Source organism: Enterobacter sp. SM3 (assembly GCF_009811935.2).
In the GTDB taxonomy this organism is placed as follows: domain Bacteria; phylum Pseudomonadota; class Gammaproteobacteria; order Enterobacterales; family Enterobacteriaceae; genus Enterobacter; species Enterobacter asburiae_D.
Genome location: NZ_CP099971.1, coordinates 632,903 through 651,230, shown reverse-complemented (window position 1 = coordinate 651,230; position 18,328 = coordinate 632,903). Strand labels below are relative to the sequence as shown.

The following is an 18,328-nucleotide window of genomic DNA, read 5'->3' as shown; positions in this document are numbered from 1 at the left end:
AATCTTAATCCAGCTTCAGCTCGTCATAATGGGTAATCAGCTTGCCTACGATGCCGTAGTCCAGCGCTTCTGCCGGAGACATCCAGAAGTTGCGGTCGGTGTCTTTTTTCACTTTTTCCAGCGGCTGGCCGGTGGCGTCGGCGATCAGCTTGTTCACGCGATCCAGCATGCGGATGATCTCGCGCGCTTCGATCTCAATATCCGTTGCCTGACCGCGCACGCCGCCCAGCGGCTGGTGGATCATAAAGCGGGTATTTGGCAGCGAGTAGCGGTGCTCTTTCTTCGCCGCCAGGAAGATGGTGATCCCGGCGCTCGCCACCCAGCCGGTGCCGATGACGTGAACTTCCGGGCGGATGAACTTGATGAAGTCGTGGATGGTATCGCCCGCTTCCACGTGGCCGCCCTGGCTGTTGATGTACAACTTGATCGGATCGTTGCTGACGCTTTGCAGCAGGATCATCTGGGTGATGACTTTCTGCGCCAGCTCCTGGTTGATCTCACCGGAGATCACAATCGAACGGGACTCCAGCAGTTTTTGCTGCAGAGCGCCCGCGCCGTTTGACCCTTCCGCTTTATCCTTGTCGCTTTCTTTCAGTGTGTAGTGCATTGTTATTTCCTCAGCTTGTAGCGCTCAAAACCAGAGTGTAGCCTGTTTTACCGATCAAAGTCCTCACAGACAAATAACGAGGGAGCATATGAATATTGCACATGTCGCACTCTGGACCCGCAGCCTGAACGCCCAGGTTGAGTTCTGGGAAACGGTGTTTAATGGCCGCAGAAACGAACGCTACGTCAGTAAAAATCGTCCCGGTTTCGAATCTCACTTTATTACGCTGGATAACGGGCCGACCATCGAGCTGATGACGCTGCCGGACCTGCCCGGTGCCCCTGCGCACCCGGAGTTTATCGGCTGGGCGCATATCGCCATCAACGTCGGCAGCAGGGCGCAGGTCGACAGCATGGCCGAGCGGGCGCAGGCAAACGGCACGCTGCTCAGCGCCCCGCGCATGACCGGGGACGGCTTCTATGAAGCGGTGATCGCGGATCCGGACGGCAACCGCATCGAACTTGTGGGTGCATAAAATCAGCGTTTCGTTGCTTAACCGCCCCGGCCACGTATCGCTATACTTCATCTTCATACGGTTATCATATTGTGAAATGATAATGATAGTTAATGTGTTAAGATGAAAGTCAGCATAAACAGTCCCTTACGTAACCGTCGGGATTGTTTGCATCCTCGACATGTCAATCAGCACCGGGGCGGTGAATGGAACACATTGTGTATGTGGTAGATGACGATGACGCAGTCAGGCAGTCCGTGATCGGTCTGCTGGATTCGGCAGACCTGAACGCCGTCGGCTTTTCATCGGCAGAAGCGTTTCTTCAACACCGCTTTGAAGATCTACCCTCGTGCGTGGTCCTCGATATGCAAATGCCCGCCATCTCAGGATTTGAGGTGGCTGACGCGCTCAAGGACAGCGGGCGCGAGATCCCGATTATTTTTCTCACCGGTCACGGCACCATCCCGATGTCGGTGCGCGCCATTAAAGGCGGCGCGTACGAATTTCTCACCAAGCCCGTCGAATCCACCGCGCTTATCGACGCCATCGAGTCCGCGCTTCAGCTGGCGGAACACAACGCCGTGCGCAATAAAGAGCATTATGCCCTGAAGCAGCGCCACATGTCCCTCACCCCGCGCGAGCACGAGGTGCTGACGCTGGCGATAAGCGGCATGCTGAACAAGCAGATTGCCGCCGAGCTGGGCGTCAGCGAGATCACGGTTAAGGTGCACCGTCGCCGCGTGATGGAGAAAATGCAGGTGCGCTCGGTGGCGGAGCTGGTCAGGGCCGTTGAGCGCCTGACGAATAGCCAGCCCGCGGAGTAACCTTTACCCTTCCTGCGCCGCCAGCGGCAGCGCAAACGCAAACACCGTGCCGTACGGCTCCCGGCGGCGCGCGCTCAGCTTCCCGCAGTGGCGCTCGATGATGCTGGCGCTGATGGTCAGCCCCATCCCCATCCCCTGCGCTTTGGTGGAGTAGAACGAGTCAAAAATCTGCTCCAGCCGCTCGGGCTCAATGCCGCTCCCGGTATCGGCGATCTCGACGATCACCTTCCCGTCCGCGTTAGCGGTGCTGAGGGTGATGGTGCTGGCGCGATCCTTCACATCGGCCATCGCCTCTACCGCATTCATCACCAGATTGAGCAGCACCTGCTGGATCTGCACGCTATCGCCGGTGATAAAGCTGTCCTGCGCCCTTAACAGATAATCAACGCTAATGTGTCTCTGCTCCAGCTCGCTGCGCGAAAGCGTGATGATATGGTGGATCAGGTAGTGCATGTCGATGCGCGAGAAGGTGGGATCCTGCTTGCGCGTCAGGGACTGGATGCTGCGAATGATCTCCCCCGCCCGCGCGCCTTCCGCGGCGATCTCCTCCAGCCCTTCGCGCACTTTATCCAGCCGGGCGGGCTCGCGGCTGAGCCAGCGCAGGCTCGCCCCGGCGTTCGAGACGATCGACATCAGCGGCTGGTTGATCTCGTGGGCGATGGAGGAGGTCAGCTGCCCGACGGTGGTGGCCCGGGACACCCGCGCCAGATCCGCCTGCGCGACCCGCATGGCATCCTCCGCGGCGCGCTGGCTGGTGATGTCGGTGATGATGCCGTAATACTCGTTCACCTCGCTGCCCACGCCCACCGGATCGCCAATCCCGAGGAGGTAGCGCGTTGAGCCGTCGGTACGCTTAACCCTAAACTCCGCGCGCATGGAGAGCCCGTCGCGCACGCTCTCGGTGACGATGGCGCTGATGCGGGCGTAATCGTCCTCATGAACGAAGGTCAAAAACTCCGCCATGGAGATCATCTTTTGCCGCTCGGGCAGGCCGAGAATGCGGGCGTACTCTTCCGAGACAAACATCAGATCCTGCTCCAGCTCCCAGCGCCAGCTGCCGGTGTGGCTGATCTGCTCGCCGAGCATCAGCGAGGTCTGGCTGGAGCGCAGCTCTTTCTCCACCCGTCGGCGCTGGATGTTCTCCGCCAGCAGCTCGGCGTACAGCCGCGCCGTCTCCAGGGATACTGCGGCCTGCGCGCCCAGCAGGCTCACCACGCGCGAGTGCTCGGCGGTGAAGACCTCCGGCATCAGGCGGTTTTCCAGGTACAGCACGCCCACCAGCCGCGCCTGCTTGAACATCGGGACGCACATGACCGCCGCCCCCGAGGTCACCAGATAGGGATCCTGACTGAAGGGATGGAACTCCTCCGGCCTGCCGGTGCGGATCTCCTGCCCGGTGCGGATCACCGCCGCCAGCACCGACAGCGGCAGGTCGGTCGCCGTCGGCACGTCTTTCAGGATCCGCACCCGCACGCCCTCGGTGCTGGTCCAGGCGCTGGCCTCGATCTCAGGAATGAGGCTCTCGCTCACGCGCAGCAGCAGGCCGCGCTGCGCCCCGGCGCGTTCGAGCAGGATGGTCATCAGGTTTTCGATTAAGCGCTCAAGGTTAATCTCTTCCGACAGCGCGCGGGAGGCTTTGATGACGCTTTGCAGATCGCGGATGGTCTCGTTCTGGGCGAACGCCACCGTGTCGTAGGCGCTGGCCTGCCCGGAGGCCAGCAGGTGCGGGAAATCCTGCTCCAGCTGGCGCACCTTGGCCTGCGCGCCCGCGCGGCCCCAGGCGGCAATCGCGCCGCGGAAGTGCGCGTCCGAGGCGGTCGGGTAGCCGCAGGCCAGCGAAAAGCGGCCCGCCAGCTCGTGGGCCAGGGCGTTGATCGGGTTAAACCCGCCCTCGCGGGAGAGCCGGACCGCCTTCTCATACTGCTCGAGCGCAATGCTGTTCATCCCGTCCAGCCGCACGATTTCGGCGTAGATCAGCGCCTCTTTATCCGCGAACGTGCCGGGATTAATGCGCGCCCAGAGGGCAATTTTGTCGTAGTGGGCGTGAATGCTGCGGCGGTGATTCGCCGAGAAGGTCTCCGGCGTCAGCTGACGGGAGAGCGCCAGAGCGCTGTAGAGATGGTAATCCAGCAGATGAATATGCCCCGGCGCAGACCACGCGAACCAGCCCGCCATCTCGAGATCCGCCTGCGCGTCGGCATATTCGCCGCAGGTAAAGTGCGCCATGCCGCGATAGAGCCAGTACCAGAACAGCATGGTGGCGTTCTTCTCCGGCGCCTGCTCCGGCGACGCGGGAAGCAGCGCCTCCGGCAGCACCTGCGACGCGGTCCAGGTGCCGATGACCGGCGTGCGCAGAAACTCAACGTAGCCGCGCTGGACCATCAGGATGGTTTCCACGTCCTGGAAGTGGGTTTTACGCACGAACGACAGGCCGCGATCGATGCTGGTCAGCACCCCGTCCAGGTGATCGCCCCGCGAGAGGAAGTTAATCACCTGATGGCAGGCCGCAAAGCAGGCCATCGTCATATCCCCGTGGGTCACCGCCGAGGTGAAGCAGGCCTTCGCGCACTCGATGGTAAACGATAAAGGCTGGGTCCAGACGCTGAGCTGGTCGAGCGGCAGCAGGGTTTTGGCTTCGAAGGCGTCGTAGCCGTGGCGATTCACCAGCTCGCGGGCCAGGGTGCCGTACTGAAACCCGAGGCGGTACTCGGCGTAGCGGTGGCCCATCAGCACGCCAAACCAGGCCATCGCCGTGGTGGAGGCGCCGGTAATGCCGTGGTCAAGGGTCAGGTGCATCATGCGGCAGAGCAGCAAAAAGTGCAGGCGCGGGCAGATGAAGCTGGCGCAAATGCTGGCGCTGTAGAGCAGGTTCATCACCGCTTCGGTTTCCGGGTTGTCCATCAGCGACAGCTGGGCAAACAGGTTTTGCGGCGCGTCGGCCGTGCGGTTGCAAAACAGCGCCCAGGCCTCGTCGCAGTCGGCATCTTCCGGATAGCGGCTAATCTGGATCCCGAAAATCCCCAGCCAGCAGAGTGCCGCCTCCAGCGCCAGACGGCTGTCCGACTGGCGAATGTACACCTCCACCAGCAGGTTGGCCGCCAGCGCCTTTTCGGTCAGCCCGCCGGGGCAGCCGAGAATGGCGTCGCACAGCTCGCGGGTGCGCTCCAGGTGCCCCAGCGCAAACTCGCAGCCCGCCTCTTCGATATCGAGCATAAAGTCCGACACCGTCCCGGCGTTGCCCAGCGCTCTGGCGGTCTGGATATAGCCGAGCGCCGAAAGGTAATCTCCCGAACGCTTCGCGCGTCGCGCGGCCAGCAGGCTCAGCTCGCGGAACATCTCCCGCTGCGGGGCGGGCTGGATGCTGTCCAGCGCGGCCGTGACGTGGTGAACGGCGCGGAACAGCAGCTCGTTCCCCGCCGCCTGACGCGCGGCGTCGGCCAGCAGGCTGGCGGTCGTCAGGTGAATATGGCTTTTCTCATGCCGTTCCAGCAGCGCAAAGGCCGCCTCCTGCACCCGGTCGTGGGTGAAGGCGTACTTTTTTTCCGTCAGCACGATGAGCTGGGCCATTACCGCCGGGTGCAGCGCATAGCGCATTTCCGCCATCGACATGCCAACCACGCGGCAAATCATCTCCATCTCGCCCGTGCCGCCGAGGCAGGCGATGCTGCCCAGCAGGCGGCGCGTCTCGTCGGGCAGCTCTTCGAGCTGCTCCAGCACAAGAGTGACGACGTTTTCGGTGTAATGCCTGGCGCGGATCGCCTGCAGATCGTAGTGCCACTTGTCCTGATATTTGTTGTGCACCACCAGGCCGTCATCAACGATGCGGCGGAAAAATTCGTGCACAAAGAGCGGGTTGCCGCCCGTCTTCTCGTGGATCAGCGTGGCGAGATCGGTCGTCGCCGCGCTGCGGGTGCGAAATACTGTCGCCAGCCAGCGCGCCACCGCTTTCACGGAAAGCGCCTGCGGGACAATCTCGCTCGCGTTTTGCGCCGCCTCCGGCAGGCCTGCCAGCAGCGCCTGCAGGGCGGCGTCGGACACGGAACTGATATCCCGGTGGGCCGCGACCACCAGCAGCGGAACAGCGCCGCAGTTCATCAGCAGATATTTGAGCGTATGCAGGCTGGCGGTATCGCTCCACTGGAGATCGTCGAGCACCAGCACCAGCGGGCAGCCCTGCGAGGCAAAGGTTTTCACCAGCGCCAGCACCATATGGCTGAAGCGCGCCCGGGCATCAATGGAAAACGTATCCGCCGAGAAGCGCGGCTTGCTCTCCAGCAGCAGGCCCAGCTCGGGCACCAGGCTGACGGCCAGCGCCTCGTGCCCCTCCAGGGCGCGAGACAGGCGGATTTTCCACTTCGCCACGTCCTCTGCGGGCAGCCCCAGCAGGTGCAGCGTCAGGGTGCGGAACGCGGAGCTTAATACGCCGTAGGGCAGCGACGGCGAAAACTGATCGACTTTGCCCACCGCCAGCAGCACCGTACGCTGCTGCAGCGTTTTGAGCGCCGTCGCGATAATTGAGGATTTGCCGATCCCCGACGGCCCGCCGATCGTCACCAGCTCCGGCGCCAGGTTCTGCCCCACCCGCTCAAACGCGGCAATGACGTCGTTCGCCTGCGGATGCGTCGCGAACAGGGAGTCCGCCAGATTGATCGCCGGGGTGCGGTCCTGCTGGCCGGGGGTAAAGGCGACGATCTCGCCCTCGCAGGTCAGCGTCGCCTGGCAGCGGCGGAGGTCGGCAATCAGCCCGTCGACCGTCTGGTAGCGGTTATCGGGGTGCTTTTCCAGCAGCTTCAGGATGATGGTCGACAGCATTCCCGGCACGTCCGGGCGGATCGCGTCCGGGGCCAGCGGCGCCGAGGCAATATGGTAGTGCGCCCAGTTGGTCTGTTCGTCCTCCCCCAGCTCAAACGGCAGGCGTCCGGTCAGGAGCTCATACAGCACCATGCCGAGGCTGTAGAGATCGCTGCGGCCGTCGACGGGGCGCTGGGTGCGGGTGGTGTGCTCCGGCGACATATACGCGGGCGTACCGCCTGAAACGGCAAGCCGGGTCTGGGTGATAGCATCGGAAAGGCTGCTGGAAAGGCCAAAGCTGCCCAGACGGCAGGTGGCATCGTGATGAACAAAAATACTGCCGGGCTTAATATCGCCGTGGATCAGGTTTTGCAGATGCATCTGGCGCAGGGGAGCGCAGATCTGGATCGCCATCTCGATAAAGCGCGCGATCCCCGAGATCGCCCTGCCCGCGCGCCGCGCCAGCAGCTCAAACGCAAACGGGGCGTACACCAGCGCGAAGCGCCCCCGGTACTGGGTGGAGGCAACGGCGCGGATGGCCCAGCTGTCCTGCAGCGCGTCGCGCAGCGCAAACTCGTTTTTCAGCAGCCGGGTGGCCCGCTCTTCCTCTTCGTCGCTCACCGCGGTGGCGATAATGAACGAGCCGCCAGAATGGGGATGTCGCGCGTGCATCCAGGCGATACCGCCCTCCTGCGCCAGCACGGTAAAAATCACATCCTCTTTAAGGACAAAAACCCGCCCCTGGTGAAGATTCCCCTGGGCGGGCCAGAATGCAGGCTGCTCGTGTTCGTTCATCCGCGATCCTTATTGTCGGCGGGCCATCTCCCGCTGAATATGATCCAGCAGAATATCGATGTTAATAGGCTTACGCAAAAATGCAGCGGCGCCCAGACTGAGAGCGTACCGCTGCATATTTTCATCAGCATGACCGGAGATAAAGATCACGGGCGGAGGCGGGACGGCCAGCAGCCGCAGCTTGTCAAACAGCTCCAGGCCGCTCATGCCCCGCAGCTTGATATCGGCGATCACCAGCGCCGCGCCGGACAGGGCGAGCGGATGGCTCAGAAATACCTCTGCCGAATCAAACGTATCGGCGGCATAGCCCTCCGACTCCAGGAGATTACTCAGCCCGCTGCGGACGGAACGTTCGTCATCAATGATGGCAATGCGCCACGGCAGCGTCATGCTGTCTTTCCTCTGGTAAATCATTAAACGTCGCGATCGTCCTTCGCGGGCGCAGGAGGCGCCGTGCCGCTGATTTTCGGTACGCATTCGTGACGAAACCAGGCGAGGGTAAGCGGTTCGCGACTCAGTAAACGCCGTCCCACCGGGATGAGCTGTTCGCCCACCAGCATGCCAAACAGGCCAAGCAGGGCGACAACCGGCGGTGCCGGGGAATGGACGTCGAGCAGAGCGTAAATTACCCCAGCAACCACGCCGCACACCAGCGAAATTATCCATGCTTTCATGACGACGCTCCCGTCTGCGAGTTGGCCTGCGGAACGGTCACCTGAGGAGGGGGCGCAGCGTCGCGGGATAACAGATGGCGCGTCGCCTGTTCGCCCGCCAGCATCCCCAGCAGGCCAATCAGCGCCAGCGCGGGCGGCGCGGGGGAGCGCACCTTCAGCACGGCATACATCAGGCCAATCAACACGCCTGCCGCAAGGGATATCAGCCCAGTACTCATTGTGAACTCCAGAGAAAGAGGCAGCGGCGAGCCGGATGAGGGACCAGCCCGCCAGCGGAACTTAGCGAGCCGGGACCGGCGCTAAGGTGCGGTGCTCGCTCTTCTGGCGAGACGGCGCTTTGTGCACCATGGTGTAGGCGTAATCGACGCCCATGCCGTACGCGCCGGAGTGCTCGCGCACGATGTCCATCACCGCGGTGTAGGTCTCTTTACGCGCCCAGTCGCGCTGCCACTCCAGCATCACCTGCTGCCAGGTCACCGGGATCACGCCCGCCTGGATCATGCGCTGCATCGCGTAGTCGTGGGCTTCTTTGGAGGTGCCGCCGGACGCGTCCGCCACCATATAAATTTCGTAGTCGCCTTCCAGCATCGCGCACAGGGCAAAGCTGTTGTTGCACACTTCGGTCCACAGACCGGCAACCACCACCTTCTTCTTGCCGTTGGCCTTCAGCGCGTCGCGCACCTTCTGGTCGTCCCAGGAGTTCATGGAGGTACGCTCCAGGATGTCCTGGCCCGGGAACACGTCCAGCAGCTCTGGATAGGTATTGCCGGAGAAGCTTTCGGTCTCAACGGTGGTGATGATGGTCGGGATGTTGAACACTTTGGCCGCTTTCGCCAGCGCCACGGTGTTGTTTTTCAGCACCTGGCGGTCAATAGACTGCACGCCAAACGCCATCTGAGGCTGGTGATCGATAAAGATGATCTGACAGTTCGCAGGGGTTAACACTTCGAGCTTTGAAGAGGTCATAGCATTTTCCAGTGGTTAAGGGTGAAATCGCCGCGAGCGCCGCGACGATAAAATCACCCTCATCCTGCGGTTTTCCGTCTCTGCGCGTAATTATCTCTTCGTATAGTTAACCTTAGGTATAGTTATACTTTGGTATACCTATCCTATTGTATAACTGGATCTTTGCCGAAACCGGTTCCCATAATCCTGACCATTCCCCTCTCAGTCAGGAGCAGTTTATGGTTACCCTCGGTAAAGCCGATCTCATTCTGGTTAACGGCCAGTTTCACACCGTCGATCGCGAGAACCCCGTCGCGGAAGCCGTTGCCGTGCGCGACGGAAAATTTCTGGAAGTGGGTACCGTCGCCGAGGTGATGCAGCACCACTGCGACGGCACCAAGGTGGTGGATTTGAAAGGCCATACCGCCATCCCCGGCCTGAACGACTCGCATCTGCACCTGATCCGCGGCGGGCTGAACTACAACCTCGAGCTGCGCTGGGAAGGCGTACCGTCCCTGGCCGACGCCCTGCGGATGCTGAAAGAGCAGGCCCTGCGCACGCCGTCGCCCCAGTGGGTGCGCGTGGTAGGCGGCTGGACCGAGTTCCAGTTTGCCGAGCGCCGCATGCCAACCCTCGATGAAATTAACGACGCCGCGCCGGATACCCCGGTCTTCATCCTGCACCTGTACGACCGCGCCCTGCTCAACCGCGCCGCGCTGAAGGTGGTCGGCTACACCAAAGACACGCCGAACCCGCCGGGCGGCGAGATCCAGCGCGATGCCAACGGCAACCCGACCGGGATGCTGATTGCCCGTCCGAACGCCATGATCCTCTACGCTACGCTGGCCAAAGGGCCGAAGCTGCCGCTGGAGCAGCAGGTCAACTCCACGCGCCAGTTCATGCGCGAGCTGAACCGTCTGGGGCTGACCAGCGCCATCGACGCGGGCGGCGGCTTCCAGAACTACCCGGAAGATTACGAGGTGATTGCCGAGCTGCACGAGAAAAAGCAGATGACCATCCGCATCGCCTACAACCTGTTTACCCAGCGTCCGGGCCACGAGCTGGAAGACTTTGAAAAATGGACCGATATGCTCACGCCGGGCCAGGGCAGCGACTTCTTCCGCCACAACGGCGCGGGGGAGATGCTGGTCTTCTCCGCCGCCGATTTTGAAGACTTCCTCGAGCCGCGCCCTGACCTCGCGCCGGGCATGGAGGACGAGCTGGAGCGCGTGGTACGCCATCTGGTGGAGCACCGCTGGCCGTTCCGCCTGCACGCCACCTACAACGAATCCATCAGCCGCATGCTGGACGTCTTTGAGAAGGTGAACCGCGACATACCGTTCAACGGCCTGCACTGGTTCTTCGACCATGCGGAAACCGTCACCCAGGCCAACATCGACCGCATCAAAGAACTGGGCGGCGGCATTGCCGTGCAGCACCGCATGGCCTTCCAGGGGGAATACTTTGCCGAGCGCTACGGCATCGAAGCCACCCGCCACACGCCGCCGGTGGCGAAAATGCTCGAGACCGGCGTGCCGGTGGGCTTAGGGACGGACGCCACCCGCGTGGCGAGCTACAACCCGTGGACCGCGCTCTACTGGCTGGTCTCCGGCCGCACCGTCGGCGGGATGCAGATGTACGATCACAGCGCCCGTCTGGACCGCGATACCGCCCTGATGCTCTGGACCCAGGGCAGCGCGTGGTTCTCCAGCGAGCAGAACCAGAAGGGGCAGATCAAGGTCGGCCAGCTTGCCGACCTGGCGGTGCTCAGCAAAGACTACTTCCGCGTGCCGGAAGAGGAGATCAAGGGCATCGAGTCCGTCCTGACGGTGGTCAACGGCGATATCGTTTACGCCGCAGGCAGCTTTGGCCCGCTCGCGCCGCCTGCCATTCCGGTTCTGCCCGAGTGGTCACCGGTGGTGAAGGTGCCGGGCCACTACCGCAGCGCGCCGCCGCAGGCCGCACGCGTCGGCATGAACCCTATCCATCACTGCAGCGGCCCGTGCGGGGTTCACAGCCACCAGCATGATTTCGCCCGCACGTCAGAGATGCCGGTGTCCGACGATAACGCTTTCTGGGGGGCGCTGGGCTGCAGCTGCTTTGCATTCTGATGAAAAACACCTTTACTCCGCCCCGGATCGACCTGGGGCTGTTATTCCTGCGCCTGACCGGCAGCCTGCTGCTGCTGTACGTGCACGGCCTGCCGAAGGTGCTGCACTTCAGCGAAGAGCTGACGCGCATTGAAGATCCGTTTGGCTTCGGGCCTTACGCCAGCCTGATCCCGGCGATTGTCGCCGAGGTGGTTTGCCCGCTGTTTATCATTGCGGGCGTGTACACCCGCCTGGCGTGCCTGCCGATTATCGCCGTGCTGCTGGTGGCGATGCTGGCGGTCCACCCGAACTGGTCGATTGCCGAAGGGCAGTTTGGCTGGCTGCTGCTGATTATCTTCACCACCCTTGCCCTCACCGGGCCGGGCCAGTGGCGGCTGCAGCGTAAGGCAGCGGAGAGGTTCGCATGACCCAGGTTAACGACGTTCGCGACGCACACGTCGAGACGACGCCCGCATCGACGGTTTCGCCCTGGCAGCCGCTGAGCCAGCCGGTGTTCCGCATGCTGTGGATCGCCACGGTGGTCTCTAACGTCGGCTCATGGATGAGCGACGTCGGCATAAACTGGAGCATGCTGACTCTGAGCGCCGACCCGCTGGACATCGCGCTGGTGCAGGCAGCCAGCAGCCTGCCGATGTTCCTCTTCGCCCTGCCGTCCGGGGTGATGGCGGACATCGTCGACCGACGTAAATACCTGCTCTTCTCCCAGCTGTGGGTGTTCATCGCCGCCGCCGGGCTGACGGTGCTCTCCTTCACCGGACACGTCACCCCCACCGTTCTGCTGGTGGCGACGTTTCTGCTGAGCGTGGGCGCGGCGATGAGCTCGCCGCCGTTCCAGGCCGTGGTGCCCGATCTGGTGAGCAAGCCGGAGCTGGGTGCCGCCGTGGCGCTGAACTCGCTCGGGGTGAACATCAGCCGGGCGATTGGCCCCGCGCTGGGCGGTTTTCTGCTGTCGCTCGCCGGGCCGTGGATGGTGTTTGCCCTCAACGCGCTGTCCGTGGTCGGCGTGGCCTGGGTGCTGTGGCGCTGGCGTCCGGCCCCGTCCATTCAGCGTCTGCCGCCGGAGCACTTCTTCTCCGCGGTGCGATCCGGGATTCGCTACGTGCACGCCGCCCCGGTGCTGCGCAACGTGCTGGTGCGAACGGTGGCCTTCTTCGTTTTCGGCAGCGCGGGCTGGGCGCTGCTGCCGCTGGTGGCGCGCCGCGAGCTGGGCCTGGGCCCGGCGGGCTACGGCGTGATGCTGGCGTGCATTGGCCTGGGGGCGATTGCCGGGGCGATCCTGCTGCCGCGCCTGCGCCAGCGGCTGGACGCCGACCGCCTGATGGTGGCCGCCAGCCTGACGTTTGCCCTCACCATGCTGGCGCTGGCGTTCGTGCGCCACGTCTGGCTGCTCAACCTGTTTGAGTTCTTCACCGGCTTCGCGTGGATTGCGGTGCTCTCCACCCTCAACCTCGGCGCGCAGCGCAGCGCCGCCCGCTGGGTGAAGGCCCGCGCGCTGGCGGTCTACCTGACGGTGTTCTTCGGCTCGATGACCGCGGGCAGCGCCATCTGGGGGCAGATCGCTTCCCGCTTCGGCACCCCGACCTCGCTGGTGGTCGCCACGCTGGGGATGGTGCTGGCGAGCGCGACGGTGTTCCGCTGGAAGCTGGGGAAAGATCCGGACCTGAACCTCGACCTCAGCGGCCAGCCGCTGGACGGCGTGGAGATTGACCTGCCGAACGAGCGCGGCCCGGTGCTGGTATCGCACGAGTACATCATCGACCCGCAAAACACCAAGGCCTTCCTGGAGGCGGTTCACGAGCTGCGCCGGGTGCGCCGCCGCGCCGGGGCGATGAGCTGGGCGGTGTACGAGGATATTGAACGTCCCGGCCTGTTTATCGAGACCTTCCTGATGGGCTCCTGGATTGAGCATCTGCGCCAGCAGGAGCGCCACACCATGAATGACCTCCTGCTGCAGAGCCGCGTTCTGGCTTTTCATCAGGGCACAACATCACCGGCTATTCGCTACCTGGTCGCGCCGGTATAACCATAATCATCACCTGCACAGGAACACACTATGGCAACGTTTAAGGCAAAAGACGGCACGCAGATTTACTACAAAGACTGCGGCGCGGGCAAACCGGTTCTCTTCAGCCACGGCTGGCCGCTGGACGGCGACATGTGGGACAGCCAGCTGAACTACCTGGCGGAGCGCGGCTTCCGCGCCATCGCCTTTGACCGTCGCGGCTTTGGCCGCTCGGATCAGCCGTGGAACGGCTACGACTACGACACCTTTGCGTCCGACATCAACGACCTGATCACCACCCTGGACCTGCAGGACGTAACGCTGGTGGGCTTCTCCATGGGCGGCGGCGACGTGACGCGCTACATTAACAACTACGGCAGCGCGCGCGTGGCAGGTCTGGCGCTGCTGGGCGCGGTGACGCCGATCTTCGGCAAATCCGACTCCTTCCCGCAGGGTGTGGATCAGAGCGTGTTCGACGGTATTCGCGACGGACTGCGTAAAGATCGCGCCCAGTTCATCAGCGACTTCGCGACGCCGTTCTACGGCATCAACGCCGGGCAGACCGTCTCTGCCGGTGCCCTGACCCAGACGCTGAACATCGCCCTGCTGGCGTCGCTGAAGGGCACCATCGACTGCGTGACCGCGTTCGGCGAAACCGACTTCCGCCCGGACATGGCGAAAATCGACGTGCCGACGCTCGTTATTCACGGCAGCAACGACCAGATCGTGCCGTTTGAAAGCACCGGCAAGCTGGCGGCAGAGATGATTAAAAACGCCACGCTGAAGGTGTACGACAACGCGCCGCACGGCTTCGCGCTGACCCACCAGGACCAGCTCAACGAAGATCTGCTGGCGTTTGTGAAGTCGCTGTAATTTTTTGTAGGCCGGGTAAGGCGCAGCCGCCACCCGGCGCTTTCGCAGACGCGTTCCGCTCCGCCAGCAGCCGACAAATCTCCGCATGCTTCTCCTCGGTAAAGGTAAAGCGCGACATAAACACGATGCGGATCAGCGACCCAATCGCCGGTAACAAACAAACCCCGAAGAACAGCCCCGACAGCACGCCTTCGCTCTGAATTTGCGCCTGCGGCACGTAGCCAATCATCGTCAGAAACACGCCGATTAACCCGCCGCCCACCGCCACCGACATCTTGCCGGTAAAAGTCTGCCCGGAGAAGGTGATCGCCGCGCAGCGCTTGTGGGTGTGGTACTCCGCGTACTCGATGGTGTCGGCAATCATCGACGAGGTGAGGATGTTGGTCATCATAACGAACAGCGTGCTCAGGCCAAGCAGAATAAACAGCATCGTCACCTGCTGATACCCGACAAACCACATCACCACGCGCACCGCCACGTCCAGCCCGCAGAGGATCATAAATAGCTTCCGCTTTTGCATCCGGCGCGTCAGCATCGGCGCGACCAGGCACAGCACCGCCGCGACTATCCCCATCACGCCAATCGCCATCTGCAGGCTGCCGTCGCCCAGGTTGTTGATAAAGAAGTAGATATACAGGCCGCCCGCCACGTTGTGGAACACGCAGAAAAAGAACGACAGCAGGACGATAAACAGCGGCTTGTTCTGGCGCAGATTGTGGAAGGTGTCGCGGATGGTCACCTTTTCCGGGCTCGGCGGCACGCGCTCTTTGATCTGCATAAAGCCGTTGAGCATCAGCGGCAGGCCCACCAGCATCATCACCAGCGCCGCCATAAAGTAGCCTTTATCGTTGCTGTACTGGGCGAAGAACGCCGCCAGCTTCGGGAAGAAGATGTTGGCACAGGCAATCCCCGCGTTGACCCCGAGCATCGCCGCCGTCACCGCACGGGTACGCTGGGCGGAGTCGTTGGTCATCACCGACGACATCGACCAGAACGGGATATCAGAGATGGCGTACAGCGTCCCCCACAGGATGTAGGTCACCCCGGCGTAGAGGATTTTGGTGGTCATGTCCGCTTCGATTTTATAGAACGACAGCAGCGTGACGCCGGTGATCAGCAAAGGCGCGATCAGCAAAAAGTGGCGAAATTTGCCGAACCGGCTGTTAATGGTGTCCATAATGCTGGCAAACAGCGGATCGTGAACCGCGTCCCACGCGCGGGCAATCAGGAAGATGGTGCTCGCCGCCAGCGCCGAGATCCCCAGCACGTCGGTGTAAAAATAGTTAATAAACGAACCCACTAAACCAAAGCTAAAACACTGACCTAAACCATAGCCAAAATAAGACCACAACTCGCGAGACGGTATTTTCATTGTCGTTGCCATTGTTATATGCCTGCCTGGTTGCCCGGCGGTGGTCCGCCGGGTCGATATTATTAGCCCTGAACTTTCGGGGCGATCTTGCGCAGCTGCTGCATTAATGCGATTTCACGGCGCGAGAACGGAATGCCGTTCTCCTCGAACACGTCGTGGAACCAGAGGCGGCAGTAGTCCGTGGACTCTTTCATCACCACCGGCCACGGCAGCCACGTCTGGGTTTTGCCGCGCACCAGCCCCCACTGGTACGGCGCGACCTTCGCCGCGTACATCAGCGGGAGCTGCTCTTCAATGGTGCTGCCCACGTGGCGCGCCAGCCATTCGGTGCAGAACAGCGGGCGACCAAGCGCCTGCAGCTGCTGGATAATCGCCGTCATGCGCCCGGTGTGGGTGTAGGCGTGGAAGCTCACCACGTCCGAGAGCGCCAGTGCGGTCTGGTCCAGCGGATGCTGAAAGAACGTCTCGCCCTCCTCTTCCGGCGGCAGACGCCACGCGCAGACGGTGAGCGGCTGGGTAGGGTCTTCTTCACGCACCCACTGGAACGCGAGCTTCATCAACTCGTGCGCGCAGGTCTCCAGCTTCGCGTCGTACTGCACCTCCTGCGTGCCCGTCGCGAAAATGCCGCGGTTGCCCGGCTCGTTGTAGAGATCCCACAGCAGCACGCGCTTATCGTCGCGGAACTGGCGAACAACGTCGCGGATATAGCGTTCAATGTTTGCCCAGCAGTCGGGATCGCACACCTTATCGCGCCCCGGGCTCGCCGCCGCCTGGCTGTTGTGCTTGCCCGGCACCGGCGGCTTTTGCGGGCCAAGGTACGGCTCGTCGCCGGAGAAACCGCAGTCGTCCATCAGGGTCAGCATGGTGCTGAAGCCGCGGCCGTCGGCAATCGTCAAAAACCGGTCGATGCGCGCCATCAGCCCGTCGCGGTCGTGCTCCCAGACGATAAACGGCAGGTTGATGCGCAGGGTGTTATAGCCCGCCTCCACCGCCCAGCCCAGCTCGCGCTCGATGGTTGCGGCATCGAAGGTTTCCTTCTGCCAGATATCGGTCCAGTTCACCGCCGTCGACGGCAGATAGTTAAACCCGCACAGCCAGCCTTTTTGCTGATACCACGCCTGTGCCTGCTCCCTGCTCCACTGCTCTTTCATTACGCGTCCTCTTACTGATAATATTTAGCTAATAAATATTAGTTGCGGGATAAATGCGCAAATCACGGCGTTTAGAAAAGCGATGCCCCTCACAAAGTTCACGCTTCGATGAATGAGAAACGTGATCGACGGCGCTAAAGCGTGCGGTTAGGGTATGATGCGAAATCGCGAAAGGGAGAGGACGGATGAAGCGAAAAACGAAAGTGACGATGAACGATATTGCGCGGGCGGCGGGGGTGTCGCAGGCGACGGTATCGCTGGTGCTTAACCAGTCACGCAACATCAAGCTTAGCGACGACACCCGCCAGCGGGTGATTAGCGTCGCCACCGAGCTCGGCTACGACCGCCTCCCCGCCGTTCACGCCCCGCGCAATCAGGAAGAGATCGCCCTGCTGGTGAGCTCCATGCAGAGCTTCGACCCGTTTATCGACGCCATCAGCCAGGCGCGTGAAGCCGCGTGGCGCAACGAGACCCTGCTCACCGTCTACGACTATGGCGACGATATCGAGCTGGCGCTGAACATCATTCGCCAGTTGGAGAAGCGTAACTGCATCGGGATTATTCTCGCGTCCCCGGTCACCACGCTGGTGGACATGACGGCCTTCCAGGACTGCACCCGCATCCCGCTGGTGCTGCTCAACCAGCGCGACCCCGGCTCGCCGCTGCTGCCGTCGTTTATCCCGGACGACTACGCCAACGCCTTCCAGGTGACTAAACACCTCATCGCCTGCGGGGCCACGCGCATCGCCCACATCACCGGGGAGAGCTGGATGGAGGCCTCGCGCCAGCGTCTGGCGGGCTACCAGGCGGCATTACAGCAGGCCGGACTCGCGTGCGACGACGGCCTGGTGCGCCAGACCAACTGGCAGTTCAGCGAGTCCTTTACCGCCACGACTTCTCTGCTGGAACTGGCCGAGCGCCCGGACGCCATCTTCTGCGCCAGCGACTGGCTGGCGATTGGCTGCTATCAGGCGCTGGCGGTGAACGGCGTGCGCATCCCGCAGGACATGCTGCTGGCGGGCTACGACGACCAGAAGATTTCCGAGCAGCTCACTCCGCCGCTGACCAGTATCCAGCTGCCCTACAGCGAGCTGGGACGGCTGGCGGTGGAGTACCTGTGCAATCAGGAAGATGCCGCCACGCACGTGACGCTGGCGGGCAGGCTGAAGGTGCGCGCCTCAAGCCCCGTCTGAGGTAAACACCATGCCCGCATAGGGCTTCTCGCGACACGCCGCCAGCCGCGCGGCGAGGCTGCCCACGTGCAGTTCCAGCTTGTGCCCGTCCGGGTCGAGAAAATAGAACGACGCCCCCTCGCTTTTGTTCTGCTTCCAGACGGTGACGCCTGCCTGCTCCAGTCTTTGCGAGAACGGTTCAAAATCCTCCTCCGCCACGGTAAACGCATAATGGGTGTAGTCGCTCTCCTGCGGCGGCACGTACTGGCGCGCCTCGTCGTACGACAGGCAGACCCACAGATCGCCGCAGGTGAGATAGGCCCCGGTATTCCAGCGGGCGTGCAGCGCAAGCCCCAGCAGCTCGTGCCAGAAGGTGACGCTTTTTTGCAGGTCGCTGACCGCGAGGGTCAGATGGTTGAGTGATTGCAGCATGACGTGCCCTTTTGTTTTTCGCGCCGGACGTGATACGGTAAAGAGATGAACATAAACCACGCCGTGCTCACCGTAAACCGCTGGTGGCTGCCTTCTTAAAGGCGGCTCGGAGTAGTTTTCCCCAT

General features: G+C 62.5%; 16 protein-coding genes. 7 read left to right on the top strand and 9 right to left on the bottom strand.

What is annotated here, in order from left to right; all coding sequences use genetic code 11:
* Positions 1 to 4: 4 nt before the first annotated feature.
* Positions 5 to 607 (bottom strand): ATP-dependent Clp protease proteolytic subunit, encoded by a 603-nt coding sequence (locus GVO84_RS02945; RefSeq protein ID WP_008501342.1) that lies wholly within the window; start codon positions 605 to 607, stop codon positions 5 to 7.
* An 88-nt stretch (positions 608 to 695) separates the two neighbouring features.
* Here GVO84_RS02945 and GVO84_RS02940 point away from each other — a divergent pair, with 88 nt between their 5' ends.
* The gene (locus tag GVO84_RS02940; protein WP_159515446.1) at positions 696 to 1,082 is read left to right on the top strand and encodes a VOC family protein; all 387 of its coding nucleotides are present in this window, start codon (positions 696 to 698) and stop codon (positions 1,080 to 1,082) included.
* Positions 1,083 to 1,267: 185 nt separating this feature from the next.
* Positions 1,268 to 1,885 carry a response regulator transcription factor gene (locus tag GVO84_RS02935; RefSeq protein WP_121932418.1) on the top strand — a complete coding sequence of 206 codons (618 nt, stop codon included), beginning with the start codon at positions 1,268 to 1,270 and terminating at the stop codon, positions 1,883 to 1,885.
* Positions 1,886 to 1,888: 3 nt separating this feature from the next.
* Here GVO84_RS02935 and GVO84_RS02930 read toward each other — a convergent pair whose 3' ends face one another.
* The 5 genes from GVO84_RS02930 to GVO84_RS02910 all read right to left on the bottom strand — a co-directional run bounded on the left by GVO84_RS02930 (position 1,889) and on the right by GVO84_RS02910 (position 9,111).
* Complete coding sequence (locus GVO84_RS02930) at positions 1,889 to 7,471, bottom strand: trifunctional serine/threonine-protein kinase/ATP-binding protein/sensor histidine kinase (protein WP_159515445.1); 5,583 nt, start codon at positions 7,469 to 7,471, stop codon at positions 1,889 to 1,891.
* A 9-nt stretch (positions 7,472 to 7,480) separates the two neighbouring features.
* Complete coding sequence (locus tag GVO84_RS02925) at positions 7,481 to 7,861, bottom strand: response regulator transcription factor (protein ID WP_159515444.1); 381 nt, start codon at positions 7,859 to 7,861, stop codon at positions 7,481 to 7,483.
* Between the two features lie 23 nt (positions 7,862 to 7,884).
* Positions 7,885 to 8,145: a XapX domain-containing protein gene (locus tag GVO84_RS02920; protein ID WP_010427264.1), complete on the bottom strand. Its 261-nt coding sequence runs from the start codon at positions 8,143 to 8,145 to the stop codon at positions 7,885 to 7,887.
* The gene (locus tag GVO84_RS02915) at positions 8,142 to 8,363 is read right to left on the bottom strand and encodes a DUF1427 family protein (protein ID WP_069303606.1); all 222 of its coding nucleotides are present in this window, start codon (positions 8,361 to 8,363) and stop codon (positions 8,142 to 8,144) included. Before GVO84_RS02915 ends, GVO84_RS02920 begins: the two co-directional genes overlap by 4 nt.
* A gap of 61 nt (positions 8,364 to 8,424) precedes the next feature.
* Complete coding sequence (locus GVO84_RS02910) at positions 8,425 to 9,111, bottom strand: hydrolase (protein ID WP_008501349.1); 687 nt, start codon at positions 9,109 to 9,111, stop codon at positions 8,425 to 8,427.
* 218 nt (positions 9,112 to 9,329) lie between these two features.
* Between GVO84_RS02910 and GVO84_RS02905 the strand changes: the two genes are divergently transcribed.
* The 4 genes from GVO84_RS02905 to GVO84_RS02890 are packed head-to-tail and all read left to right on the top strand — an operon-like array spanning position 9,330 to position 14,076.
* Positions 9,330 to 11,201 carry an amidohydrolase gene (locus tag GVO84_RS02905; RefSeq protein ID WP_159515443.1) on the top strand — a complete coding sequence of 624 codons (1,872 nt, stop codon included), beginning with the start codon at positions 9,330 to 9,332 and terminating at the stop codon, positions 11,199 to 11,201.
* Entirely contained in the window at positions 11,201 to 11,608 is a 408-nt protein-coding gene (locus tag GVO84_RS02900) for a DoxX family protein (RefSeq protein ID WP_159515442.1), read from the top strand. Before GVO84_RS02905 ends, GVO84_RS02900 begins: the two co-directional genes overlap by 1 nt.
* Positions 11,605 to 13,224 carry an MFS transporter gene (locus GVO84_RS02895; protein WP_126796770.1) on the top strand — a complete coding sequence of 540 codons (1,620 nt, stop codon included), beginning with the start codon at positions 11,605 to 11,607 and terminating at the stop codon, positions 13,222 to 13,224. The genes GVO84_RS02900 and GVO84_RS02895 overlap by 4 nt, the downstream gene beginning before the upstream one ends.
* Positions 13,225 to 13,254: 30 nt before the next feature.
* Entirely contained in the window at positions 13,255 to 14,076 is an 822-nt protein-coding gene (locus GVO84_RS02890; protein ID WP_023293378.1) for an alpha/beta fold hydrolase, read from the top strand.
* Here the strand turns inward: GVO84_RS02890 and GVO84_RS02885 are convergent.
* Positions 14,039 to 15,460 carry an MFS transporter gene (locus GVO84_RS02885; RefSeq protein ID WP_159515441.1) on the bottom strand — a complete coding sequence of 474 codons (1,422 nt, stop codon included), beginning with the start codon at positions 15,458 to 15,460 and terminating at the stop codon, positions 14,039 to 14,041. The two genes, GVO84_RS02890 and GVO84_RS02885, sit on opposite strands and share 38 nt — an antisense overlap.
* A gap of 50 nt (positions 15,461 to 15,510) precedes the next feature.
* Positions 15,511 to 16,599, bottom strand: coding sequence for a cellulase family glycosylhydrolase (locus tag GVO84_RS02880; RefSeq protein ID WP_159515440.1), 1,089 nt, complete (start codon positions 16,597 to 16,599; stop codon positions 15,511 to 15,513).
* 185 nt (positions 16,600 to 16,784) lie between these two features.
* Here GVO84_RS02880 and GVO84_RS02875 point away from each other — a divergent pair, with 185 nt between their 5' ends.
* Positions 16,785 to 17,792, top strand: a complete 1,008-nt coding sequence (locus GVO84_RS02875) for a LacI family DNA-binding transcriptional regulator (RefSeq protein WP_159515439.1) — start codon at positions 16,785 to 16,787, stop codon at positions 17,790 to 17,792.
* Here GVO84_RS02875 and fosA read toward each other — a convergent pair.
* Entirely contained in the window at positions 17,778 to 18,203 is a 426-nt protein-coding gene (fosA, locus tag GVO84_RS02870; RefSeq protein WP_040020209.1) for a FosA/FosA2 family fosfomycin resistance glutathione transferase, read from the bottom strand. The two genes, GVO84_RS02875 and fosA, sit on opposite strands and share 15 nt — an antisense overlap.
* Positions 18,204 to 18,328: the final 125 nt, after the last annotated feature.